19 protein-coding genes are annotated in these 22,470 nt (G+C 65.6%); 6 read left to right on the top strand and 13 right to left on the bottom strand.

The features are described from left to right. Positions 1-7: 7 nt before the first annotated feature. The 3 genes from AC13D8_RS09430 to AC13D8_RS09420 all read right to left on the bottom strand — a co-directional run bounded on the left by AC13D8_RS09430 (position 8) and on the right by AC13D8_RS09420 (position 5,081). On the bottom strand, positions 8-910 hold the full coding sequence (locus AC13D8_RS09430) for a 5-bromo-4-chloroindolyl phosphate hydrolysis family protein (RefSeq protein ID WP_482968610.1): 903 nt from the start codon (positions 908-910) through the stop codon (positions 8-10). Positions 911-1,071: 161 nt separating this feature from the next. Next, the gene (mfd, locus tag AC13D8_RS09425; RefSeq protein WP_482968609.1) at positions 1,072-4,548 is read right to left on the bottom strand and encodes a transcription-repair coupling factor; all 3,477 of its coding nucleotides are present in this window, start codon (positions 4,546-4,548) and stop codon (positions 1,072-1,074) included. A gap of 5 nt (positions 4,549-4,553) precedes the next feature. Continuing rightward, the gene (locus AC13D8_RS09420; protein WP_482968608.1) at positions 4,554-5,081 is read right to left on the bottom strand and encodes a component of SufBCD complex; all 528 of its coding nucleotides are present in this window, start codon (positions 5,079-5,081) and stop codon (positions 4,554-4,556) included. 130 nt (positions 5,082-5,211) lie between these two features. On the opposite strand from AC13D8_RS09420, the gene hemB reads away from it, so the two are divergent. The 3 genes from hemB (at position 5,212) to eno (ending at position 8,377) form a co-directional block, all read left to right on the top strand. Next, positions 5,212-6,213: a porphobilinogen synthase gene (hemB, locus tag AC13D8_RS09415; protein ID WP_482968607.1), complete on the top strand. Its 1,002-nt coding sequence runs from the start codon at positions 5,212-5,214 to the stop codon at positions 6,211-6,213. A 133-nt stretch (positions 6,214-6,346) separates the two neighbouring features. Then, positions 6,347-6,907, top strand: a complete 561-nt coding sequence (locus tag AC13D8_RS09410; protein ID WP_129432203.1) for a lipid-binding SYLF domain-containing protein — start codon at positions 6,347-6,349, stop codon at positions 6,905-6,907. A gap of 195 nt (positions 6,908-7,102) precedes the next feature. Next, positions 7,103-8,377 carry a phosphopyruvate hydratase gene (gene eno / locus AC13D8_RS09405; protein ID WP_482968606.1) on the top strand — a complete coding sequence of 425 codons (1,275 nt, stop codon included), beginning with the start codon at positions 7,103-7,105 and terminating at the stop codon, positions 8,375-8,377. A 315-nt stretch (positions 8,378-8,692) separates the two neighbouring features. Here eno and AC13D8_RS09400 read toward each other — a convergent pair whose 3' ends face one another. From AC13D8_RS09400 to AC13D8_RS09355, 10 genes are all read right to left on the bottom strand, one after another. Next, a complete protein-coding gene (locus AC13D8_RS09400) occupies positions 8,693-9,757 on the bottom strand; it encodes a dihydropteroate synthase (RefSeq protein WP_482968605.1) in 1,065 nt (354 codons plus the stop codon). A 3-nt stretch (positions 9,758-9,760) separates the two neighbouring features. After that, complete coding sequence (locus AC13D8_RS09395; protein WP_129432206.1) at positions 9,761-10,699, bottom strand: methylenetetrahydrofolate reductase; 939 nt, start codon at positions 10,697-10,699, stop codon at positions 9,761-9,763. A 30-nt stretch (positions 10,700-10,729) separates the two neighbouring features. Next, positions 10,730-11,026, bottom strand: coding sequence for a virulence factor (locus tag AC13D8_RS09390; protein ID WP_482968604.1), 297 nt, complete (start codon positions 11,024-11,026; stop codon positions 10,730-10,732). 246 nt (positions 11,027-11,272) lie between these two features. Next, the gene (locus AC13D8_RS09385; RefSeq protein WP_482968603.1) at positions 11,273-11,926 is read right to left on the bottom strand and encodes a 50S ribosomal protein L25/general stress protein Ctc; all 654 of its coding nucleotides are present in this window, start codon (positions 11,924-11,926) and stop codon (positions 11,273-11,275) included. 157 nt (positions 11,927-12,083) lie between these two features. Then, complete coding sequence (locus AC13D8_RS09380) at positions 12,084-13,247, bottom strand: alpha-hydroxy acid oxidase (RefSeq protein WP_482968602.1); 1,164 nt, start codon at positions 13,245-13,247, stop codon at positions 12,084-12,086. Between the two features lie 261 nt (positions 13,248-13,508). Further along, positions 13,509-15,155 (bottom strand): phosphoethanolamine transferase, encoded by a 1,647-nt coding sequence (locus tag AC13D8_RS09375; RefSeq protein ID WP_482968601.1) that lies wholly within the window; start codon positions 15,153-15,155, stop codon positions 13,509-13,511. A gap of 225 nt (positions 15,156-15,380) precedes the next feature. Beyond that, on the bottom strand, positions 15,381-16,721 hold the full coding sequence (locus AC13D8_RS09370) for a pyruvate dehydrogenase complex dihydrolipoamide acetyltransferase (RefSeq protein ID WP_482968600.1): 1,341 nt from the start codon (positions 16,719-16,721) through the stop codon (positions 15,381-15,383). A 12-nt stretch (positions 16,722-16,733) separates the two neighbouring features. Further along, positions 16,734-18,113: a pyruvate dehydrogenase complex E1 component subunit beta gene (locus AC13D8_RS09365; RefSeq protein ID WP_482968599.1), complete on the bottom strand. Its 1,380-nt coding sequence runs from the start codon at positions 18,111-18,113 to the stop codon at positions 16,734-16,736. A 15-nt stretch (positions 18,114-18,128) separates the two neighbouring features. Then, complete coding sequence (pdhA, locus tag AC13D8_RS09360; RefSeq protein WP_129433549.1) at positions 18,129-19,139, bottom strand: pyruvate dehydrogenase (acetyl-transferring) E1 component subunit alpha; 1,011 nt, start codon at positions 19,137-19,139, stop codon at positions 18,129-18,131. A 116-nt stretch (positions 19,140-19,255) separates the two neighbouring features. Then, positions 19,256-19,552, bottom strand: a complete 297-nt coding sequence (locus AC13D8_RS09355) for an FtsB family cell division protein (RefSeq protein WP_482968598.1) — start codon at positions 19,550-19,552, stop codon at positions 19,256-19,258. 130 nt (positions 19,553-19,682) lie between these two features. On the opposite strand from AC13D8_RS09355, the gene AC13D8_RS09350 reads away from it, so the two are divergent. The 3 genes from AC13D8_RS09350 to AC13D8_RS09340 all read left to right on the top strand — a co-directional run bounded on the left by AC13D8_RS09350 (position 19,683) and on the right by AC13D8_RS09340 (position 22,427). After that, complete coding sequence (locus AC13D8_RS09350) at positions 19,683-21,317, top strand: acyl-CoA dehydrogenase family protein (RefSeq protein ID WP_482968597.1); 1,635 nt, start codon at positions 19,683-19,685, stop codon at positions 21,315-21,317. After that, positions 21,314-21,862 carry a manganese efflux pump MntP gene (locus AC13D8_RS09345; RefSeq protein WP_482968596.1) on the top strand — a complete coding sequence of 183 codons (549 nt, stop codon included), beginning with the start codon at positions 21,314-21,316 and terminating at the stop codon, positions 21,860-21,862. The genes AC13D8_RS09350 and AC13D8_RS09345 overlap by 4 nt, the downstream gene beginning before the upstream one ends. 127 nt (positions 21,863-21,989) lie before the next feature. Beyond that, entirely contained in the window at positions 21,990-22,427 is a 438-nt protein-coding gene (locus tag AC13D8_RS09340) for a DsrE family protein (RefSeq protein WP_482968595.1), read from the top strand. Positions 22,428-22,470: the final 43 nt, after the last annotated feature.

The following is a 22,470-nucleotide window of genomic DNA, read 5'->3' as shown; positions in this document are numbered from 1 at the left end:
GATCCTCTTAAGCTGTCTCTGTGGTCTCAAGATGCACGCCCTCGCGCTCGAGCCGGTCGCGCAGCACCTCGATCTCGATATCGAGATCGGTGCTGCTGTCGGCCATGAGCGCGCGGGTCTTGGCGGTGAAATTCTGTTCGAGGTCCGAAAGCAGCACGAGGTATTTCTCGCGCGCCTGCGGGTTCGGGGCGCGGGTGGCGAGATCGGCGTATTTTGCCGAGGCGTCGCGCGCGCCCATCAGGTAGACGCTGAGGTACTTGCGTGCCGCCGTAAGGTCGCGCGGGTCGTCCTCGACGGTGCGCAGCATGTCGCGCACCGTGACCTGGAACCGCTCCAACCGCGCCTCGATGTCGCGGTCGCGGGTGGCGGCGATGGCCTGGGTCATGGCGCGCAGGTAGTCCTCGGCTCGGTCCACCACGCGCGCCACGCGGTCGCTCTGAAAGCTGTCGATGCCCTCGGCGGACTTGTCGCGCAGCGGGTCGGGGCCGAAGGCCAGCAGGTGCAGGGCCGCTCCCGCCACTGCGTAGATCGCAGGCTCGGCTACGCCGCCGCCCGCGGCATGGGCGACCACGGCCAGCCCCGTGCCGGTTAGGGCCGCGCCGAAGATCTTGCGCGGGATGGCGGGCCGACGGGCGATGCGGCGCGCATCATAGGCTTCCTCGGCGCGCAGCCCCTCGCGGGTGAGCCAGGCCGCCAGCAGCAGAATCCCGAGGGCGACGAGGTTGAGCGCCATCTCGACCGGACCGCCGAAAAAGGCACGAAAGGCCAGCGGCAGGGGCGCGAGGAACAGCATGTTGACGCGGCCGCCGACGCGTGTGCGCCGCGCCCCGCGATAGCCGCCGCGTGGGGACGGGGCCGGGGCGGTGTCGCTCTGGTCGGGGCTGTGTCTGCCGCCGTAGCGCTGCGCCATCACACGCCCCCCGCCACCGCCACGAAGGCGATGAGCGCCACCAGCAGGAAGAACGCCAGTTTCTGTAACCCGGTATCGCTCATGCACCCTCTCATGCCGCCCTGCGGCAAACTTAGGCGATGGGGGGCGGGGGCGCTAGGGGGAAGATTGCCGGACCGGCCTCAGCCGCGTGCGGCCTGGCGGTCCGGTTTCGCCTTCTTCTTTTCGCCCACCACCTTTTCTGCAAGATCGCGGGCGATGGCGAAGGCGCCGCGGACACGGTCGGCCTCGCCCTTCCAGTCGCGGCGCACGACGATCTTGTTGTCGCGGACCTTGGCCAGCCCCTTCTGGTCCTGGATGAATTCCACCAGCCCCTGCGGCGAGGCGAACTTGTCGTTGTGGAACTGGATCGTCGCACCCTTGGGCCCGCCGTCGAGCTTGGCGATGCCCGCGCGCTTGCACATCGCCTTGATGCGCATGACCAGCATGAGCAGGTTGACCTCGCGGGGCAGGGGGCCGAAGCGGTCGATCATCTCGGCGGCGAAGCCTTCGAGATCGACCTTGCTCTCCATCCCGCTGAGGCGGCGGTAGAGGCCGAGACGCACGTCGAGATCGGGCACGTAATCCTCGGGGATGAGGACCGGCACGCCAAGGTTGATTTGCGGCGCCCATTGGCCGTCGTCGTCGGGCAGGCCCGTGGCCTCGCCCGAGCGGATGCGCGCGATCGCCTCTTCCAGCATGGACTGATAAAGTTCGAACCCGACGTCGCGCATCTGGCCCGACTGTTCCTCGCCCAACAGATTGCCCGCGCCGCGGATGTCAAGATCCTGGGAGGCCAGCGTGAAGCCTGCGCCGAGCGTGTCGAGGCTGCTGAGCACGCGCAGGCGTTTCTCTGCCCCCGGTGTCAGCGGCACGCGCGGCTTGGTCGTGAGGTAGGCATAGGCGCGGGCCTTGGAACGGCCCACCCGGCCACGGATCTGGTAGAGTTGCGCCAGCCCGAACATGTCGGCCCGGTGGATGATCATGGTGTTGGCGGTGGGGATGTCGAGCCCGGATTCGACGATGGTGGTGGCCAGCAGCACGTCGTACTTGCCGTCGTAAAAGGCGTTCATCCGCTGGTCCAGTTCTCCAGCCGCCATCTGACCGTGGGCCACGACATAGGAAACCTCGGGCACCTGATTGGCGAGGAAATCCTCGATCTCGGGCAAATCCTTGATGCGGGGCACCACGAAGAAGGACTGCCCGCCCCGGTAATGCTCGCGCAAGAGCGCCTCGCGCACGGTGACGGTGTCAAACTCGGACACGTAGGTGCGGATCGACAGGCGATCCACCGGCGGCGTGCCGATGATCGACAGATCGCGAACCCCGGAGAGCGACAATTGCAGCGTGCGCGGGATCGGGGTGGCGGTGAGCGTCAGAACATGCACATCCGAGCGCATCTGCTTGAGCCGCTCCTTGTGCGCCACGCCGAAGCGCTGTTCCTCGTCGATGATGAGCAGGCCGAGGTTCTGGAACCGAACGTTTTTTGCGAGGAGCGCGTGGGTGCCCACCACGATATCGGCGGTGCCCTTTGCCATCGCCTCGCGGGTGCGGGTGGCGTCGCGTTGCGAGACGAACCGCGAGAGAGCATGAACCGACAGCGGGAACCCGCGGAACCGCTCGGCGAATTCCTTGTAGTGTTGGCGCGCGAGCAGGGTGGTGGGCGCGATCACCGCGACCTGCTGCCCCGCCATCGCGGCGGCAAAGGCCGCGCGCATCGCCACCTCGGTCTTGCCGAAACCCACGTCGCCGCAGATGAGCCGGTCCATCGGGCGGCCTGCCTCGAGATCGGAGAGCACATCCTCGATGGCGCGAAGCTGGTCCTCGGTTTCCTGATAGGGGAAGCGTGCGGCGAAGGCCTCCCACGCGTGGGGCTCGGCGGCGATGACGGGGGCGCGGCGCAATTCGCGCTCGGCGGCCACGCGGATGAGCCGATCGGCCATCTCGCGGATGCGCTGTTTGAGCTTGGCCTTCTTGGCCTGCCACGCGCCACCGCCAAGACGGTCGAGCAGGCCCTCTTCGTGACCGTAGCGCGACAGCAGTTCGATATTCTCGACTGGCAGGTAGAGCCTTGATCCTTCGGCATATTCCAGCACGAGGCATTCATGTGCCGCGCCTGCTGCGGTGACCACCTCAAGCCCCAGATAGCGGCCGATCCCGTGATCCACATGCACGACAAGGTCGCCCTGCGACAGCGCCTGTGCCTCGGTCAGGAAATTCTCGGCCCGCCGCTTGCGCCGAGCGCCGCGGATGAGCCGGTCGCCCAGCACGTCCTGTTCGGAGATCACGGTGATCGACGGCGCCTCGAAGCCCTGTTCGAGCGGCCAGACCGCGAGGTGCAGCCCGTGGCGGCCCAGCCCGCCCGCGTCGCGGATACCGGTCGCGCCGATCAGCCCCTCGTCGGACAAGAGCCCCTCGATGCGTTCACGCGCGCCCTCGGACCAGCACGCGACGAGCACCGGTCCGGCCTCCATACGGTCCTCGATATGGTCTTTCAGGACGCTGAAAAGGTTTACCTTTTCCTGCTGCCGTTCGGGGGCAAAATTGCGCCCGATGCGGCCGCCCGCGTCGATCACGCCCGGCCCCGTGGGCCGTGGCAGCGCCGAGAACTGCAGCACCCGCCGTGCGCCGGTCGCGTCCTGCCATGCGTCGTCGTCGAGGTACAGTTCCTGGGGTGGCACCGGGTGATAGACCGCTTCGCCGCGCGCCTTCTGGCCCTGAGCGTGGCAGCGCGCCTCGTACTGGTCCCGAACCGCCTCCCACCGCGCGGCGCGGGCGGCGTCGGCCTGATCGTCGAGGGTGATGGCGGCATCGGGGAGGTAGTCGAACAGCGTCTCGAGCCGCTCGTGAAAGAGCGGCAGCCAGTGCTCGGCGCCGGCCGGTTTGCGCCCCGCACTGACGGATTCATAGAGTGGGTCGTCGGCCACGCCCGTGCCGAAGGCGATGCGGTAATTCTGCCGGAAGCGGCGGATTGCGGCCTCGTCCAGGATCACCTCGGAGACGGGGGCAAGCTCGACGCGGGCAAGCTTTTCGGTGGTGCGCTGCGAGGCGGGATCGAAACGGCGCACCCCGTCGAGCACGTCGCCGAAGAGGTCGAGCCGCACCGGCCCCGCCTCGCCGGGCGGGTAGATGTCGATGATGCCGCCACGCAGGGCGTAATCGCCAGGCTCTGTCACGGTGGGGGCCTGCACGAAGCCCATGCGCACGAGGAAGTCGCGCAACGCCTTTTCGTCGATGCGCTCGCCCACCTCCGCCGCGAAGGCGCTCTCGCGCAGGACATCGCGTGCGGGGAGGCGCTGTGTTGCGGCGTTGAGCGTGGTCAGAAGCACGAATCGCTGCGGCATTCCGTGTACCAGCCCCGCCAGCGTCGCCATCCGCGCCGCCGAAATCTCGGCATTGGGCGAGATACGGTCATAGGGCAGGCAATCCCAGCCGGGAAAGCGGATCACCGGCATGTCGGGGGCGAAGAAGGCGAGCGCCGCGGCCATCGCCGCCATCCGCTTGTCGTCGCGTGCGACGTGGATCACGGGCCCCTCGCGCGCCGACACCTCGCCCAGCACGAGCCGCGCGTCGTACCCCTCGGGCGCGCCGCCCACGGTGATATGGCTGGCTGCTCCCATGCCGATCAGCCGAGCGCGCCGATGGCCATGTTCTGGTACATGCCCCACATGGCGGTGACGAAGATCGACGCCATGCCGACCATTTGCACCGCGAGGCGGTGCCGCGACAGACGCGCGATCAGGGCCTCGCCACGCAGTGCCTCGTCGCGGATGCGGCGCGCGGTGCGCAACGACAGCAAGCCCACCCCGGTGAGCGGGAAGGCCAGCATGAAGACGGCCTGCGAGAACTCGTTGCCGTAGACGAAGCCGAGGATCGCGAGCGAGGACAGTGCGAAGGCGGCGATCCCCGCGAGCAGCGTGCCCGACTGGTTCGCCACGTAGAGCAGCCGCCCGGTATTTATACGCACCATGTCCTCGAAATCCTCCATCGCCGTTTCGCCCTGACCGCGCCGCGCGCGGATCGCCATGTCCCAGGGCACGCCCAAGACCCAATGGCTGACGGTCGACCATGTCACCGCCAGCGCGATCCAGAACCAGAGGTTGCTGAAGGAGCGCAGGTCGATCAACTCGAAAACATTGTCAAGAAGGGTCAAGGCCGCGCCTCTGTCACTGTATTGCCCGCCCTCTTAGCGCTCGTGCGCGGCAATTCCTACCCTTGAGATGGTGGAATTTCCGTGCAAATGAGGCAGGGTTCCGAATGCCAAACCCCGCGGAGAGCCCGCCATGACCCCTGTTCAGGCCCCCTATCCCGCTAACCGCCCGCGGCGCCTGCGCGCGAGCGGCGCGCTGCGCGACCTCGTGGCCGAGACCACGCTCAGCCCTGCCGACCTGATCTGGCCCGTTTTCGTGCGCGATGGCGAGGGGGTGGAAGAGCCGGTGGCCTCGATGCCCGGCGTGATGCGCCGCTCGATCGACAAGGTGGTGGAGGCCGCGCGCGAGGCGGCTGATCTCGGCATCCCGGCGATGTGCCTGTTTCCCTATACATCGGCAGAGCACCGCACCGCCGATTGCGCCGAGGCGTGGAACCCCGACAACCTCAGCAACCGCGCCACCCGCGCCATCAAGGCCGCGGTGCCGGAGATTGCGGTGATGACCGACGTGGCGCTCGACCCCTATTCGGATACCGGCCATGACGGGTTTGTCGTGGATGGACGGATCGTCAACGACGCTACCGTCGAGGCGCTGGTGAAACAGGCGCTGGCGCAGGCAGAGGCGGGGGCCGACATCCTGGGGCCATCCGACATGATGGATGGGCGTGTGGGCGCGATGCGTGGGGCGCTGGAATCCGCGGGACATTGGGACGTGGCGATCATGTCCTACGCCGCCAAGTACGCCTCGGCCTTCTACGGCCCGTTTCGCGATGCGGTCGGGGCGTCCGCCGCGCTCAAGGGCGACAAGAAGACCTATCAGATGGACCCGGCCAACAGTGACGAGGCGCTGCGCATGGTGGCGCGCGACCTGGCCGAGGGGGCGGACATGGTGATGGTCAAGCCGGGGTTGCCCTATCTCGACATCTGCCGTCGGGTGAAGGAGCGCTTTGGCGCACCAACTTTTGCCTACCAGGTGTCAGGCGAATACGCGATGATCCGCGCTGCCGCGCTCAACGGCTGGATCGACGGCGAGCGCGCAATGATGGAGAGCCTCGCCTGTTTCAAGCGCGCGGGTTGCGACGGCATCCTGAGCTATTTTGCCCCCGCTGCCGCGCGGCTGATGGCGGCCCGCTGATATCTGCGCGGTATCTTGCGCAGAACCGCAATCCTTGGTGACATTGGTGGCCGGCTCGACTATATTGAGTGGCAAGAGTCCGGCTAGGCGAAACGACCGGGCGCAATCAGACGCAATCGAGGCGGGCAAACACATGAGCAATCTCACAAGACGCGGATTCACCCTCGGCGCACTGGCTGGCATGCCGGTTCTTGCAGCATGCGGCAACGGGGTTGGCAGCTCTGGCGGCGCAAAGATCGACGCGCGCGTGAACGCAACGCTGTCGCACATGTATTCCAACTATCCCGGCACGCGCGATCTGGCCGACAAGGCGACCGGCATTCTTGTCATGCCGGTGGTGACCGAGGGGGGGATATTCGTGGGCGGCGGCTATGGCCGCGGGGCGCTGCGGATCGACAACGTCACGGTGGACTACTACTCGGCCACCAAGGGCAGCGTCGGGCTACAATTCGGCGCGCAGCAGTTCGCACATGTGCTGTTTTTCATGACCGAAGAGGCGCTGGAAAGGTTCCGGCGGTCGTCAGGCTGGGCCGCGGGCGGCGATATCGAGTATGTCTTCAACGACCGTGGCGAGAACCTGCGGGCCGAGACCACGACCTCCACCGCGCCGGTGGTGGCGGTGATCTTCGGACAGGCGGGGCTGATGGCCGGCGTTTCGCTCGAGGGCATGAAATACACCCGTATCATCCCCTGAGCGGGGGATGGCCGGGGGGCTGGACAGAACTTGACCCTCTGGTGTTCCCCGCGCGGCTAGTCGCTTCACACCCGACGTCCACTCAATACCAGTCATCCCTCCCCGGAGCCCCGCCTTGCACGCGCCGCGTTTGCATTGGCGAGGTTTCTTGCTATGGGGCGGGCAGGTTTCATTCAACTCCGGGACAGACACGCCATGAGCAGCATCATCGACATTCACGCCCGCGAAATCCTCGACAGCCGGGGCAACCCGACGGTGGAGGTCGAGGTCATCCTGGAGGACGGCACCATGGGCCGCGCCGCGGTGCCTTCGGGGGCCTCGACCGGCGCGCACGAGGCGGTGGAGAAACGCGACGGCGATCCGGCGCGCTATGGCGGCAAGGGCGTGCTGGAGGCCTGCGCGAGCGTCAACGGCGAAATCGCCGAGGCGCTCTTGGGCATGGACGCGACCGAGCAGGTGGCGGTGGACGAGACAATGATCGAGCTTGATGGCACCGCCAACAAGGGGCGGCTGGGCGCCAACGCGATCCTCGGCGTCTCGCTCGCCTGTGCCAAGGCGGCTGCCGATTACAGCGCGCAGCCCCTCTATCGCTACGTGGGGGGCACCTCGGCGCGGGTGCTGCCCGTGCCGATGATGAACATCATCAATGGCGGCGAGCATGCCGACAACCCCATCGACATCCAGGAATTCATGATCATGCCGGTGAGCGCCGGCACGATCCGCGAGGCGGTGCGCATGGGTGCAGAGGTGTTCCACACGCTCAAGAAGGAACTGAACGCCGCCGGGCTCGCCACCGGGGTGGGCGACGAGGGTGGCTTTGCCCCGGCGCTGTCGGGCACGCGCGATGCGCTGGATTTCATCCTGCGGTCCATCGAGAAGGCGGGCTATGCCCCCGGCGAGGATATCCACCTCGCCCTCGATTGCGCCGCGACCGAGTATTACAAGGGCGGCAAGTACGAGATGGCGGGCGAGGAGGTGAGCCTCACGAGCCAGGAGAACGTCGCCTATCTTCAGGCGCTCTGCGCCGACTATCCGATCATCTCGATCGAGGACGGCATGGCCGAAGACGACTGGGACGGCTGGAAGGCGCTAACCGACGCCATCGGCGACAAGGTGCAACTGGTGGGCGATGACCTGTTCGTGACCAACCCCGCGCGGCTGGCCGAGGGCATCGAACGCGGCGCGGCCAATTCCATGCTGGTCAAGGTCAACCAGATCGGCACGCTGACCGAGACGCTGCAGGCGGTCGAGATGGCGCATCGCGCGTGCATGACCAACGTGATGTCGCACCGCTCGGGCGAGACCGAGGACGCGACCATCGCCGACCTCGCCGTGGCCACCAATTGCGGGCAGATCAAGACCGGCAGCCTCGCGCGGTCGGACCGGCTGGCGAAGTACAACCAGCTCATTCGCATCGAGGAGATGCTGGGCGAGAGTGCGCGCTATGCCGGGTCGTCGATCCTGAAGTAAGCGGCGGGAGGCGTGTCGCTGGCAGGAAGACGACCGGATTTCTGTCAGGACTCCGGTCGCGCGTATGGGGGCTCAAGTAATTTCCGGGGGCGGGTGAAACCCTAGCCCGTCCCGCTCTGCGTCAGGTTATTCAACCTACACGAAGACTCCCAACAATCCGCGATTGTCCGTGGGATCAAACGCTGCCCGGCGCATGGGGGGGGCGTCTTCAAGTCGCCCGCTCTGTCCGCCGTTTGCACCAGCGCGGACGATTCCGAGCGGACGCGCTGCGGGGCCGCCACGCTGGCGAAGTCGTGCGCCAGCGTGGCGTGGCGCTCAGGCCCTGCGGCGGCGGCTGCGGCTGCCTGCGCGGCCGCCCGAGCGCACCTCTTCGCCGGGCTTCGGCGGGGCCTTGTTGAACTTGATCCAGTTGCCGCCGTGGGGGTCGTTGGCCATCAGGAAATTCGCGGCGTGGATCGCCTCCATCTCCTTGCCCGCGCGCGCCTTGGTCGATCCCAGCCCGAACAACTGGCAGAAGGTCTCGTCGTCCATATCGTCGGGGATCACCAGTCCGGTCGCGGCGACCTCGGCCTTCTTGGCCTCGATCTCGGCCTGTTTCACCGGCAGCGCGATCGGGTTCATGATGGCGCTTGTCATCCCCGCCTCGATCGCCATCGGCAGGAAGGCATTGTTGATGCCGTGCCGGTTGGGTAGCCCGAAAGAGATGTTGGATGCACCGCAGGTGGTGTTTACGCCCAGTTCCTCGCGCAGGCGGCGCACCAGCGTGAACACCTGACGTCCGGCGGTGCCCATCGCGCCCACCGGCATGACCAGCGGATCGACCACGATGTCATGAGCCGGGATGCCGAAATCGGCGGCGCGCTCGACGATCTTCTTGGCGACGGCAAAGCGCACGTCCGGATCCTCGGAAATGCCGGTGTCGTCGTTGGAAATGGCCACAACCGGAACGTTGTATTTCTTGACCAGCGGCAGCACGTATTCCAACCGCTCTTCCTCGCCGGTTACCGAGTTCAGGAGCGGGCGGCCGTGCGCGGCCTGAAGCCCGGCTTCCAGCGCCGCGGGAACAGAGCTGTCGATGCACAGCGGCAGATCGACCAGCCCCTGCACCAGCTCGACGATGGCCGTCATCAGCGGCGGCTCGGTCTCGTTAGGGTTGGGGTTGGAGTTGTATACCACGCCCGCGTTGATATCGAGCACGGTGGCGCCCGCTGCGGCCTGCGCCACGGCGTCGGATTCCACGGTGGAATAGTCGCCCGCCTCCAGCTCGGCGGCGAGCTTCTTTCGGCCGGTGGGGTTGATGCGTTCGCCAATGACGCAGAACGGCTCGTCAAAGCCGATCACGGCGGTCCTGGTCTTGCTCTCGACGATGGTGCGGGTCATGTCTTATCCTTGTTGCGCAGCCGGGGTGCCCGAGGCACCGCCGTTGTCGATCACCCATTGGGCGTTGGTCTTGATCCCGCCCAGCGGGAAGAAATGCACGCGCTCGATCAGGCAATCGGGATCGGCGGCCTTGTGGGCGGCCAGCGCGGCGAGAACCTCTGTCGGCTCGTAGGGCAGCAGAAGCTTGGAGACATCCATTGCGCGTTTCTGAAGCACTTTCAAGGACGGACCGACGCCGCAGGCGATGGCGAACTTGATCAGCGTCTGAAGTTTGGCGGGTCCGGCGATGCCGATATGAATAGGCATGGTGATGCCCGCTTCGCGCAGGGCATCGGCCCAGGCGATGATCGGCTTCGAGTCAAAGGCGAACTGCGTCGCGATGGCCATTTCGGCATCTGTGGTCTCGGAGAATTTCTGCTTCCAGCGCAGCGCCTCCTCGACGTTCTTGCGGCTGCCATTGGGGTCGATATCCTTGTTGCCCTCGGGGTGGCCCGCAACATGCAGCCGCTTGAAACCCGCGCGGTCAAACGCGCCCGCCTCCAGAAGCTGCATGGAGGAATGGAAATCGCCATGTGGCTTTTCCACGCCACCGGCGAGCAACAGCGCCTGGTCGACGCCCGCCTCGCCCTGATAGCGGGCGATCCAGTCCTCGAGCGTTGCCTGGTCCTTGATGATGCGCGCCGGGAAATGCGGCATCACCGGATAACCCTCGCGCGCCACGCGGCGTGCGGTGGCGACCATGTCCTCGATGGGCGTGCCCTCGATATGGGCGATGTAGACGCGCGTGCCCTCTGGCAGAAGGTCACGGAAATTCTCGACCTTCTCGGCGGTGCGCGGCATCACCTCGATCGAGTAGCCCTCGAGAAACGCCTCGACCTGCCGGTTCACGGGCGGCTTTGCGGAGGTCGCGGTGTCACGCTTCCTGAAATTCAAAAGAGCCATCGCGGCCTCCCATAGCGATGCGGGTCGCATTCACGCCCAGCCATCATTGCCGATGAGCGCCTTGAGACGCTCGGTGTCGTAAAGGGCGTCGAGCCGGGCGGCCTCGCTTTGCGCGACCTCGTCGGGATCGCCCTCCACCGGGTAGGCATCGCCCTTGCGCCACTCGGCGAGATAGTCGTCCGTCCCCGCCGCCCCCGTCTTCATGGCCGCGCGGTCGATGGCCTGCTCGAAACGCTCGGGCAGTTGCACCTTGGACCCGCGCCGACCCTTGCCGACGATGACCTGCGCGGGAATATCGCGCCAGTAAACGATGGTGACATCAACCATGACCGATTCCCCTTCCGTGGGCTCTGTCTAATTCACGCCGGGGGCGCGGCAGTGCAGGATTTCGACTTAACAGCGACGTGGAGCGACGCGCCCAACCTAGTCATGCCGCGCGCGCCCCGCCACCGTCCGGCTTTGGAATAATTCTCAAGATCATGTTGGTGCGGCGCGAGCAGGTCACGCACGAAAACGGGCGGCACCATAGGTGCCGCCCGTTTAGTCTCTCCACTGCAATTGCAGAGATGCGCCTCAGGCCTCGGCTTCGGCTTCTTCTTCGGTTTCGGCTGCGACTTCTTCGGTCTCGTCCTCTTCATCCTCCTGGCTCTTGAGCGCGGAGGGGGCGGAGATGTTGCAGATCACGAAATCGCGGTCGATGGTCGGCTTGGCGCCCGCGGGCAGATCGACCATCGAGATGGTCATCGTATCGCCGATATTCTCCATCTTCGTCAGGTCCACGACGATTCTCTCGGGAATGTCGCCCGCCGTCACCACGACCTCGATCTCCGGGCGCACGATGGTCAGCACGCCGCCCTTGCGCAGCGCCTTGCACTCTTCCTCGCCCTCGAAATCGACATGGATGAACAGGTTGATCTTGGTGGTGCGGCGCAGGCGCATGAAATCGACATGCGTCGGCAGGTCCTTGACCACGTCGCGCTGAACGTCGCGGCAGATTACGCGCACGTCCTCATGGCCATCGACCTTGAGGTTGAACAGGGTAGACTTGAATCGGCCCTTTTTGAGGCGTCGGATCAGTTCGTTATAGGGCATCTGTATGGGCAACGGATCCAGGTCGCCCCCGAAAACGATCCCCGGAACCAGGTGTGCGCGGCGCACGGCACGAGCGGCGCCCTTGCCTGTCCCCGTGCGTTCCTGGGCGTGAAGATCAGGAATTTCTCCAGCCATATTGTCTCTCCTTGGCAAAAGGCGGGGTGCCTCCAAGGCTGTCACCCCGCGTGAAGCCGCGCTGATAGCCGACCACGGCCCCGTTGAAAAGAGCAAAATGCCCCGGTGCCGGGCTTCACCATTCCACGAGCACTCATGTCGTGACCCTCGCCGTGCCTCACTCCCAGTCCCCGGCAAAATCCTTCGGGATCATCAGCACGTCGCGGTCCAGATCGTGCACGTCACGCCGCCCGCACAGCCCCATCGAGGTGTCGAGCTCCTTGGCTATCACCTCCAACGCACGGGTCACGCCCGCCTCGCCCATCGCCCCCAGCCCGTAGGTAAAGGCGCGCCCGATATAGGCACCGCGCGCGCCCAGGCTGAGCGCCTTGAGCACGTCCTGGCCCGATCGGATGCCGCTGTCGAGATGCACCTCGATCTTGTCGCCCACGGCATCCATGATCGCGGGCAGGGCGCGGATGGACGATAGCGCGCCGTCAAGCTGCCGCCCACCGTGGTTCGACACGATGATCGCGTCCGCGCCCACGTTGAGCGCCTCCGCCGCGTCGCGCGGATCCATGATCCCCTTGATGATGAGCGGGCCGTCCCACATTTTGCGGAATTGCCGGATGCGGTCCCAGTCGAGCGCCTGGTCGAACGCCTCTGTCGTCCATGCAGAGAGCGACGAGGGATCGGTCACGCCCTTGGCATGGCCCACGATGTTGCCGAAGCTGCGCCGCTTGGTCCCCAGCATGCCGAGGCCCCACTGCACCTTGGTCATCATATTCGCCACGCTCGCGGGCGTCAGCTTGGGTGGTGCGGACAGGCCGTTTTTCAGATCCTTGTGCCGCTGACCAAGCATTTGCAGATCGACCGTGATCATCGCCGCCGAGCATTTCGCGTCACGCGCACGGTCAAAGAGGCGCTGCATGAAATCGTCATCCTTGAGCGTGTAGACTTGGAACCAGAAGGGTTTGGTCGTATGCGCGGCGACATCCTCGATGGAACAGATCGACATGGTCGACAGCGTGAACGGCACGCCGAATTTCTCCGCCGCGCGCGCCGCCTTGATCTCGCCATCGGCGCATTGCATCCCGGTCAGCCCCACCGGCGCGAGCGCCACCGGCATCGACACGTCCTGCCCGATCATGGTCGATGCGAGGTTGCGCCCGGTCATGTCGATGGCGACGCGCTGTTTGAGCAGAAGACGCGAGAAATCAGAGGTGTTTTCGCGAAAGGTTTGCTCGGTCCAACTCCCCGATTCTGCGTAATCGTAGAACATCCGCGGTACGCGGCGGCGGTAGAGGGGTTTGAAATCGTCTATGCATGTAATGACGGGCATGGGCGGCACTCCGGGAATTGGTCAGGTATCCTTACCGCCTGACGCGCCGCCGCGCAATCGACAGGTTTGCCGCAGGGGTCCGGTCCCCGGGCATGCAACATCGACGAGCAGGTGAAAGGCGGGTGCGCGCGCATGAACGCGGCACGCTTCTTCGTGCGCCGCGCCTCAGGCGAGCATTACCATCGGGTCCCCACGTTCGTGACGATTGGCGGCAACCGACCCGCGCTCATCGCGGCGGAAACTTTGTGATCTGCCGCGTGTTTATATGGAGTGCGACCGGCAGGCGCGAAACAGGTTGAGAGTGTCGTCGCGGATCGTGGTATCGACGTCGAGCAGCCCCAGAACCGAGTGAAAGAAATTGTCATGAGAGACGTCCTCGCCGGCGACCTCGCGGACGCAATCGTATCGCATTCCAGTGTCTTGACGGAACCTCTCGGACAGCCATAGCAGCATGGGCACCTCGGTCTGCTCCGTCGGGGCGAACCAATAGGGAAGCGCATGCAGGTAGAGGCCGTTTTCGCCCAGAGATTCGCCGTGGTCCGACGCGAACAACAAGGCAGGGTCCACCTCTTCGAGCCCGTCGAGATAGTCGATGATCTTTGCCATGATGAGATCGGTATAGGCGATCGCGTTGTCATAGGCATTGACCACCGCTTCGGCGCTGCAATTGGCCACGTCCGGGCGGCGGCAATCGGGCAGGTAGCGGGCGAACTCGCGCGGATAGCGTTCGTAATAGGACGGACCGTGGTTGCCGATCTGGTGCAGCACGATCACCGTATCATGCGTGATCGTGCCCGACCGCTCCGCCAGTTTCTCGAGCAGGATACCGTCATTGCACTGCACCTCGGTACAATACGGGCTGTCGGCGACGTGATTGTAATTCGTGTAGGGCACCCTCTCGGCTACCCCCATGTCGCCGGTGTTGGCATCCCACCATTCAACGTCAAACCCGGCGCGTTTCAGAACGTCGAGCAGATTCTCGGTGTTGGTGGCCTTCTCATAGGTAAAATTCTCGCGGGTATACGGAGAAAACATGCACGGAAGCGAGATCACCGTGGAGGTGCCGCAGGCCGCGACATCGGCAATCGGCAGCACATCTCGCCGGGCCAGTTCGGGCGTCGTGTTGCGAGTATAGCCGCTTAGACCCCAGTTGGCGTCGCGCAGCGTCTCGCCCACCATCAGCACCAACAGCCTGGGACGGTCGGCTGTGTCGCTGCCCTCCGCCTTTCGCGCATCGAGCGCGATCGGTCTGAAAGGCAGGTTCTGCGTGGTCCACACCACGCCGGCATAGTCGATCGCGCTGCGGACGGGGCCGATCGGGTGCAGCACCTTGCGCAGCCCCGGTGACTGCTTGAGCGAAAAGCTGTAAAATTGGTAATTCGGTGCCGCTATAGCCGCGAAGACGAGGCCGCAGAGCACGAGTGCCCCGCTATGCAAAAGGGCCGCGCGCCGCATCGGCAGATACCTAACTCGCAGTAATAGCAAGACCGCGGAGGGGATCACGGCGAAGGTCAGCAGGTAACGCAACATCGGCCAGGAAAAGAGGCTGTGCGCTTCGCGGGCAGTGGTGAGGGCGATGTTCTGGATCATCACCTCGTCGATCACGATGCCCATGGTATCGTTAAAATATGACGCTCCCGCGGCGATGAAGATATTGGCGATCAGGACGGGCTTGAGCGTCCAGCGATTGCAAAGCGCCAAAAGATAGACCATCCCCAGTGCGAAGATACCCACCACAAACAGTGCAAAAAGTGGCTCGTCCTCCGGCATTTGCGCATAACTTCGGGTCCAGAACGCCCTATTGAACGCGGCAAGCAGCCAGGCATTGGCAAGCAGAACGATTATCAGCGCGTCTACGCGGGGTCGCGCGTTCCAGAGCCGCGCAAAACGGCGTGGGGGATGCATCATCGGAGTTTCCTTTGTTTGATGCCATCCGCTCCCTGAATGGTTGGGAGAAGAGAAATCGGAAACGTTGCATGCAAAGTTTTGAATGCCAATTCGGGCGGAATGTCAATTAGCGAGGGGGGCGCTACGCGCGCGGTGCGCCATATCCCGCCCACACGGGACGGACAGACAAAAGCCCCGGACCTGGGACCTGGTCCGGGGCTTTCTCAGATCGGTGATGCGGTTATCTCAGGCCAGCATCACCATCGGGTTCTCGAGGTTCTCGACGATCTGTTTGAGCAGGTCCGCGCCCATCGCGCCGTCGATGACCCGGTGATCCACCGACAGCGTGACCGACATGACCGTGGCCACGGTCAGCTCGCCATCCGCGCCCACCACCGGCTTCTTCAGCCCCGCGCCAACGGCGAGGATCGCGCCATGCGGCGGGTTGATGACAGCGTCGAAATTCTCGATCCCGAACATCCCGAGATTGGAGATGGCGAAGGTGCCGCCCTGATACTCCTGTGGTGCCAGCTTGCGGTCTCGGGCACGCTTGGCGAGGTCCTTCATCTCGGCCGACAGCGCCGAGAGCGATTTCATCTCGGCATCCTTGAGCACGGGCGTGAACAGGCCCCCCTCGATGGCCACGGCTACGGCGACGTCAGAAGGCTTGAGCTTGAGCACCTTGTCGCCGGCCCAGACGGCATTGGCATCTGGCACCGCTTGCAGCGCCAATGCGCAGGCCTTGATGATGAAGTCGTTGACCGACAGCTTGACGCCGCGCGGCTCGAGCTGCTTGTTGAGATCGGCGCGGAACTTCATCAGCGCGTCGAGGCGGATCTCGCGGCGCAGGTAGAAATGCGGCACGGTCTGCTTGGCCTCGGTGAGACGCGCGGCGATGGTCTTGCGCATCCCGTCGAGCTTGACCTCCTCGAACTCGCGGCCCTCGTACATGGCCATGACGGCATCCGGGGACGGGCCGGAGGGCGCTGCCGGGGCAGGGGCCTTGTCCGCAGGTTTGGCGGCCTCCTTGGCGGGGGCGGCGGCGGGTTTGGCCCCCTCCACATCCGCGCGCACGATACGGCCATGCGGGCCCGAGCCCTTGATCTGCGCCAGGTCGAGCCCCTTCTCTGCCGCGATCCGGCGGGCGAGGGGCGAGGCGAAGATGCGCTCGCCTTTCTCGTCCTTGGGTGCTGCGGGGGCCGGGGTATCGGATTGCGCGACAGGCTCTGCAGCCTTGCCCTTGCCGGAGCCCTCGCCGCCCGCTTTCTCGTCCTTTTCGGGCTCTGCCGCCGCGTCCGCTTCCGGGGCGCTCGCGCTGCCCGATGCGATATCGTCCGCGCTCTCACCCTCTTCCAGCAGCACGGCGATGGGGGTGTTCACCTTTACCCCCTCGCTGCCTTCCTCGACGAGGATCTTGCCGATGGTGCCTTCGTCCACGGCCTCGAATTCCATCGTGGCCTTGTCGGTCTCGATCTCGGCCAGCAGGTCGCCCGCGTTGACGGTATCGCCCTCTTTCACCAGCCATTTGGCCAGCGTGCCCTCTTCCATCGTTGGTGAGAGGGCGGGCATCAGGATTTCGGTCGGCATCGCGTCTCTCCCTTACCGGTAGGTCACTTGGCGCACGGCATCGATCACCTCTTTGGTAGAGGTCAGCGCCAGCTTTTCCAGATTGGCCGCATAGGGCATCGGCACGTCCTTGCCGGTGCAGTTGATGACCGGCGCGTCAAGATAGTCGAAGGCCTGCTGCATCAGCACCGAAGAGATGTAGCTGCCGATAGAGGGCACCGGCCAGCCTTCCTCCACCGTCACGCATCGGTTGGTCTTCATCACCGAGGCGATCACCGTGTCGGTGTCCATCGGGCGCAGGGTACGCAGGTCGATCACCTCGGCCTCGATCCCGTCTTCGGCCAGCTTTTCGGCTGCCTCCAGCGCGTAGGTCATACCAATGCCGAAGCTGACGATCGTCACGTCAGCCCCCTCGCGCCAGATCTTGGCCTTGCCGAAGGGGATGGTGAAATCATCCATCTTGGGCACCTCGAAGGACTTGCCATAGAGGATCTCGTTCTCGAGGAAGATGACCGGGTTTGGGTCGCGGATGGCACTTTTCAGCAGGCCCTTGGCGCAGGCCGCCGAATAGGGCTGCACAACGCGCAGCCCGGGTACTTGGGCGTACCATGCGGCGTAGTCCTGGCTGTGCTGTGCGCCGACGCGCGCTGCCGCCCCGTTGGGACCGCGAAACACGATCGGGCTGCCCATCTGCCCGCCCGACATGTAGAGCGTCTTGGCCGCCGAGTTGATGATCTGGTCGATCGCCTGCATGGCGAAGTTCCACGTCATGAACTCGACGATGGGGCGCAAACCGCCCCAGGACGCGCCCACGCCGATCCCGGCAAAGCCGTGCTCGGTGATGGGCGTGTCGATCACGCGCTTGGCGCCGAATTCATCGAGCAGGTTCTGGGTTATCTTGTAGGCGCCCTCGTACTCGGCCACCTCCTCGCCCATGATGAAGACGGTGTCGTCGCGGCGCATCTCCTCGGCCATGGCGGCATTCAATGCCTCGCGCACCGTCTTCTTTTCCATCTCGGTGCCCTCGGGCCAGTCTGGGCTGGCATCCGCCTTCGGCGCGGCGGGCGCCTTGGTCTCCGCCGGGGCGGATTTCGCCTCCGGCTCGGGGCTCTTCTCGGCGGCTTGCGGGGCAGGGGTGCTTGACGCGGTGTCGATATCGTCCGCGCTCTCGCCTTCCTCCAGCAGCACGGCGATGGGGGTGTTGACCTTCACGCCCTCGGTACCTTCTTCAACGAGGATCTTGCCGATGGTGCCCTCGTCCACGGCCTCGAATTCCATCGTCGCCTTGTCGGTTTCGATCTCGGCCATGATGTCACCGGCGTTGACGGTGTCGCCTTCCTTGACCAGCCATTTCGCGAGCGTGCCTTCTTCCATCGTCGGCGAGAGGGCGGGCATCAGAATTTCGGTTGCCATTGTCGTCTCTCCTCCTCAGGCGTTCTGCGGCGTCACGTCGGCGATGATATCGGTCCACAATTCCTCGACCGCGGGCTCGGGGCTGTCCTTGGCGAAATCGGCGGACTTGTTGACGACATCCTTGATCTCCTTGTCGATCGCCTTGAGGTCTTCCTCAGAGGCATGACCGCCCGAGATCAGCAATTCGCGCACGTGCTCGATGGCGTCCTTTTCCTCGCGCATCTTCTGCACCTCTTCGCGGGTGCGGTATTTCGCGGGGTCGGACATCGAATGGCCACGATAGCGGTAGGTCTTGATCTCCAGGATATACGGCCCCTTGCCGGCGCGGCAGTGCTTGACCGCCTTATCGCCCGCCGCCTTGACGGCAAGAACATCCATCCCGTCCACCGCCTCGCCGGGGATGCCGAAGGCCGCGCCCCGGGTGTAGATGTCGGGCGTGGAGGTCGAACGTTTCTGCGACGTGCCCATGGCATACTGGTTGTTCTCGATTACGAACACCACCGGCAGGCTCCACAGAGAGGCCATGTTGAAGGTTTCGTAGACCTGTCCCTGGTTGGCCGCACCGTCGCCGAAATAGGTGAAGGTCACGCGATCGTTTTCGAGGTACTTGTCGGCGAAGGCGAGCCCCGCGCCAAGCGGCACGTTGGCCCCCACGATGCCGTGGCCGCCGAAAAACTGCTTGTCGGTGGAAAACATGTGCATCGAGCCGCCCTTGCCGCGGCTGTAGCCGCCTTCGCGACCCGTCAATTCGGCCATCACGCCCTTCGGGTCCATCCCGCAGGCCAGCATGTGGCCGTGATCGCGGTAGGTGGTGATGCGTTTGTCGCCCTCCTCGGCGGCGGCCTCGAGGCCCACGACGACCGCTTCCTGACCGATATAGAGGTGACAGAATCCGCCGATCAGCCCCATGCCGTAGAGCTGGCCCGCCTTTTCCTCGAATCGGCGGATCAGGAGCATGTCGCGATAATAGGTCTTGAGCTCGTCGGCGGAAACGTTTGGTTTCGATGCGCTTTTCCGGGGGGCCATACGGTGCTCCTCCTTGGTGGCGGAAATGGTTTAGCGTTAAACAATCTCATACAACAATCGCGCTTTCGTGGCGAGACCGAATTTTCCGGAGGGGGCAGGACGGCGTGGGTCCGCGTTTAGCGGATCACGATCTCGTCGCCGCGCAGCAGGCCCAGCACGTCGCGCGCCTGCTCATCAAGAAGGTCGAGATCGAGGTATTCATCCGACAGCCGTTTGGTGAGGTTCTCCATCCGCGCCACTTCCGCTTCCAACTCGGCAAGCTGGCGGGCAAGCTGGGCGTTCTGCGCCTCGATCTCGGCGCGGCGAAACAGCCCGTAATCACCTTGAACCGCAGCATAGGCGAAATACACGCCCAAAAAGAACGCGACAGTCAGCCCTGCCAGGGCACCCCAGGGACGGCTCTTGGACTCCATGCTCGGCTCCTCGGTGCGCGGTCTCGGGCCACGCTTTGCCGAACAACAATGCCACAGGTGGCCATGCTTGTGAATCCCCTTTCCTCGGGCCGCGCCGATGCTTAGCCTTCTTGCGAGGAGGATCGCCGCCATGCCCGACAGCCCCGCCCGCGCGTGCCTTGCCACCCACGAGGTCACCAACCAGCCCGCGCTGCGCGGCGATCTCGACCTGTGGGCGGGCGACCCGGCGCTCGCAACCCACGCCGGGGCGGCGGGCGCCGACGCGGCGCGGCTGGCCGATTTCGGCGCCGGTATCGGCACGGCGGCGATGCGCGCAGTTGGGCGCGACGCCAATCGCCATCCACCCGAATTCGTGCCGTTCGACGCGGGCGGGCGGCGGCTCGACGCGGTGCACTTTCACCCCGCCTATCATGATCTGATGCGCGTCGGCATCGGCGCGGGCTATGCCGCGATCCCGTGGGAGGCGGCGGCGGGCGGGCACGCCACCCATGCCGCGATGGTCTATCTGATGAGCCAGGTGGAGCCGGGCGTGTGCTGCCCGATGACCATGACCTATGCCGCGATTCCCGCGCTCAAGGCCGACAAGGCGCTGTTCTCGGATTGGGTGCCCAAGCTCACCGCGCGGCTCTACGATCCCGCGCCGCGTCCGCTGCGGGCCAAGGGTGGCGCGACGATGGGCATGGCGATGACGGAAAAGCAGGGCGGTTCGGACGTGCGCGCCAACGCCACCACCGCCACGCCAGAGGGCGCGTATTACCGCCTCACCGGGCACAAGTGGTTCTGCTCCGCGCCAATGTCCGACGGGTTCCTGACGCTGGCACAGGCGGAGGGGGGGCTCTCCTGTTTTCTGGTCCCGCGCTGGCTTGAGGAGGGACGAAACGCCATCCATATCCAGCGGCTCAAGGACAAACTCGGCAACCGTGCCAACGCCTCGGTCGAGATCGAGTATCACGGCGCGATCGCGCATCGGTTGGGCGAGGAGGGCGCGGGCGTGCGCACCATCATCGAGATGGTGCACCACACGCGGCTTGACACCGCGATGGCCCCCGCCGGGCTGATGCGCGCCGCGCTGTCGGAGGCGCATTACTGGGCCTGCCACCGCTCCGCCTTTCAGAAACGGCTGATCGACCAGCCGCTGATGCGCGCCGTGCTGGCCGATCTCGCGCTCGACTGGGAGGGCACGCTGGCGTTGGGGATGCACGTCGCGCGTGCCTTCGACGGGCGCGGACCCGAGGCGCGCGCCTTTTCCCGGCTCGGCGTGGCGCTTGCGAAATTCCTCGGCAACAAGCTCTGCCCCGGCGTGGTTTATGAGGCGATGGAGTGCCTGGGCGGCATGGGGTATGTCGAGGACACCCCACTGCCGCTGCTCTACCGCGAGGCACCGCTCAACTCGATCTGGGAGGGCTCGGGCAACGTGATCTGTCTCGACATCCTGCGCACGCTGGCCCGTGAGCCCGCGGCAGGCGAGGCGCTGAGCGCCGAACTGGCCACGGTGTCGGGACAGGATCGCCGCTTCGATGCGGCGATGCGCGCGCATATGGAGACCTTCCCCAAACCCCCCGAGGAAGCGCAGGCGCGCTGGTATGCCGAGAGCCTCGCCACCCTGCTCACCGCCTCGGTGCTGATGCGTCACGCGCCCGATGCAGTCGCCGGGGCCTATATCGCCACGCGGTTGAGCAATCCGCGCGGCCGTGTTGCCGGGGCCGTGGGCGGGATCGACCCGAGCCCGGTACTAGCGCGGCTGGGCAGCGCAAGAGAGGCATGACGCTTTCGCTTCTGGCCTTCGGCGTGGTGATCGCGCTCAACAACCTTGCGCTGTCGCTCACGCTCGGGGCGCTGGACGGGCGGCGGCATTGGCGGCGCATCCTCTCGGTGTTCGCGGTGTTCGAGTTCACCGTGCCGCTGATCGGCGTCTGGCTGGGCCGCGAGATCGCGCAGGCGGTGGCCACCGATCTCGGCTGGCTCGGTCCGGTGATCCTTGCCGGGCTGGGGATCACGACGCTGCTGTCGTTGCGCGCGGACCGGCGCGACCGTGCCCATCTGGTGCGCGCGATGACGAGCTGGCGGGGCCTCGCCGCGCTCTCGGCGGGGCTGTCTACCGACAACCTGATGGTGGGCTTCGGCCTCGGGCTGGGAGGTGTGTCGCCGCTGGCGCTGGCCACCACGATCATGGTCTGCTCGGTCAGCTTCGCGGCGATCGGGCTGCAGGTCGGCCACCGCGTCAGCCGCGATTACGAGCGCCCGGCGCTGGCGGTGTCGGGCATCGCGCTGATCGGGCTGGCGGCGGCCTCGGCACTGGGCTGGCTCTGAGCGCGCCGAATTCATATTCGATTCGTGATATGTGTTTGATGGAGATCAAGGCCCGCAGGGATGGCGCGGCCTAGGCTGCCCCCGTGAAAGAGCGATTCCAAAGTCACCTTAATCACCGGAGCATCCCATGCGCAAAATCCTCACCGCCGCCGCCCTCGGCCTTGCCACCTTCGCCGCGCCCGCCGCGCAGGCCTCTGACGCCGCGCGGCTCGTCACCATCCTCACCAGCGACGAGCCGCAGACGCAGCTCATGAGCATGGTGCTGACAATGCAATCCATGCAGGCCGGGGCAGGGGCCTACGTGCTCCTGTGTGGCCCGGCGGGCGATCTCGCGCTGAAGGACGCGCCCGAGGCCGCCACCGCCCCGCAGCCGCCCAAGGGCATGAGCCCGCAGGCCCTCATGCAGAGGATCATGGCGCAGGGCGGCACGGTCGAGGTGTGCGCCATCTACCTGCCGGGCAAGGGCGTCGGGGCCGAGGCCCTGCTCGACGGCATCGGTGCGGCCAAGCCGCCTGCGGTGGCGGCGCGCCTGCTGGCCGATGATACGCGGATCATGTCGTTCTGAGAAGTTGGCGAAGCGGGGCAGCCCGATCGGCAGCCCCGCCTTC

The sequence above is a fragment of the Roseovarius sp. B-10 genome, assembly GCF_056859295.1.
Note: the sequence above shows the minus strand (reverse complement) of the source record. Positions and strands in the feature narration are given on the sequence as shown.

Bases quoted from the DNA above. Each gene is read 5' to 3' on its own strand.
- AC13D8_RS09410 (WP_129432203.1), top strand. From the start codon at position 6,347: ATGAGCAATCTCACAAGACGCGGATTCACCCTCGGCGCACTGGCTGGC.
- hemB (WP_482968607.1), top strand. From the start codon at position 5,212: ATGACCCCTGTTCAGGCCCCCTATCCCGCTAACCGCCCGCGGCGCCTG.
- AC13D8_RS09385 (WP_482968603.1), bottom strand. From the start codon at position 11,926: ATGGCTGGAGAAATTCCTGATCTTCACGCCCAGGAACGCACGGGGACA.
- AC13D8_RS09370 (WP_482968600.1), bottom strand. From the start codon at position 16,721: ATGCCGACCGAAATCCTGATGCCCGCCCTCTCACCAACGATGGAAGAG.
- AC13D8_RS09340 (WP_482968595.1), top strand. From the start codon at position 21,990: ATGCGCAAAATCCTCACCGCCGCCGCCCTCGGCCTTGCCACCTTCGCC.
- AC13D8_RS09355 (WP_482968598.1), bottom strand. From the start codon at position 19,552: ATGGAGTCCAAGAGCCGTCCCTGGGGTGCCCTGGCAGGGCTGACTGTC.
- pdhA (WP_129433549.1), bottom strand. From the start codon at position 19,139: ATGGCCCCCCGGAAAAGCGCATCGAAACCAAACGTTTCCGCCGACGAG.
- AC13D8_RS09390 (WP_482968604.1), bottom strand. From the start codon at position 11,026: ATGGTTGATGTCACCATCGTTTACTGGCGCGATATTCCCGCGCAGGTC.
- AC13D8_RS09380 (WP_482968602.1), bottom strand. From the start codon at position 13,247: ATGCCCGTCATTACATGCATAGACGATTTCAAACCCCTCTACCGCCGC.
- AC13D8_RS09430 (WP_482968610.1), bottom strand. From the start codon at position 910: ATGGCGCAGCGCTACGGCGGCAGACACAGCCCCGACCAGAGCGACACC.
- AC13D8_RS09400 (WP_482968605.1), bottom strand. From the start codon at position 9,757: ATGACCCGCACCATCGTCGAGAGCAAGACCAGGACCGCCGTGATCGGC.
- AC13D8_RS09375 (WP_482968601.1), bottom strand. From the start codon at position 15,155: ATGATGCATCCCCCACGCCGTTTTGCGCGGCTCTGGAACGCGCGACCC.
- AC13D8_RS09345 (WP_482968596.1), top strand. From the start codon at position 21,314: ATGACGCTTTCGCTTCTGGCCTTCGGCGTGGTGATCGCGCTCAACAAC.
- mfd (WP_482968609.1), bottom strand. From the start codon at position 4,548: ATGGGAGCAGCCAGCCATATCACCGTGGGCGGCGCGCCCGAGGGGTAC.
- eno (WP_482968606.1), top strand. From the start codon at position 7,103: ATGAGCAGCATCATCGACATTCACGCCCGCGAAATCCTCGACAGCCGG.
- AC13D8_RS09395 (WP_129432206.1), bottom strand. From the start codon at position 10,699: ATGGCTCTTTTGAATTTCAGGAAGCGTGACACCGCGACCTCCGCAAAG.
- AC13D8_RS09365 (WP_482968599.1), bottom strand. From the start codon at position 18,113: ATGGCAACCGAAATTCTGATGCCCGCCCTCTCGCCGACGATGGAAGAA.
- AC13D8_RS09350 (WP_482968597.1), top strand. From the start codon at position 19,683: ATGCCCGACAGCCCCGCCCGCGCGTGCCTTGCCACCCACGAGGTCACC.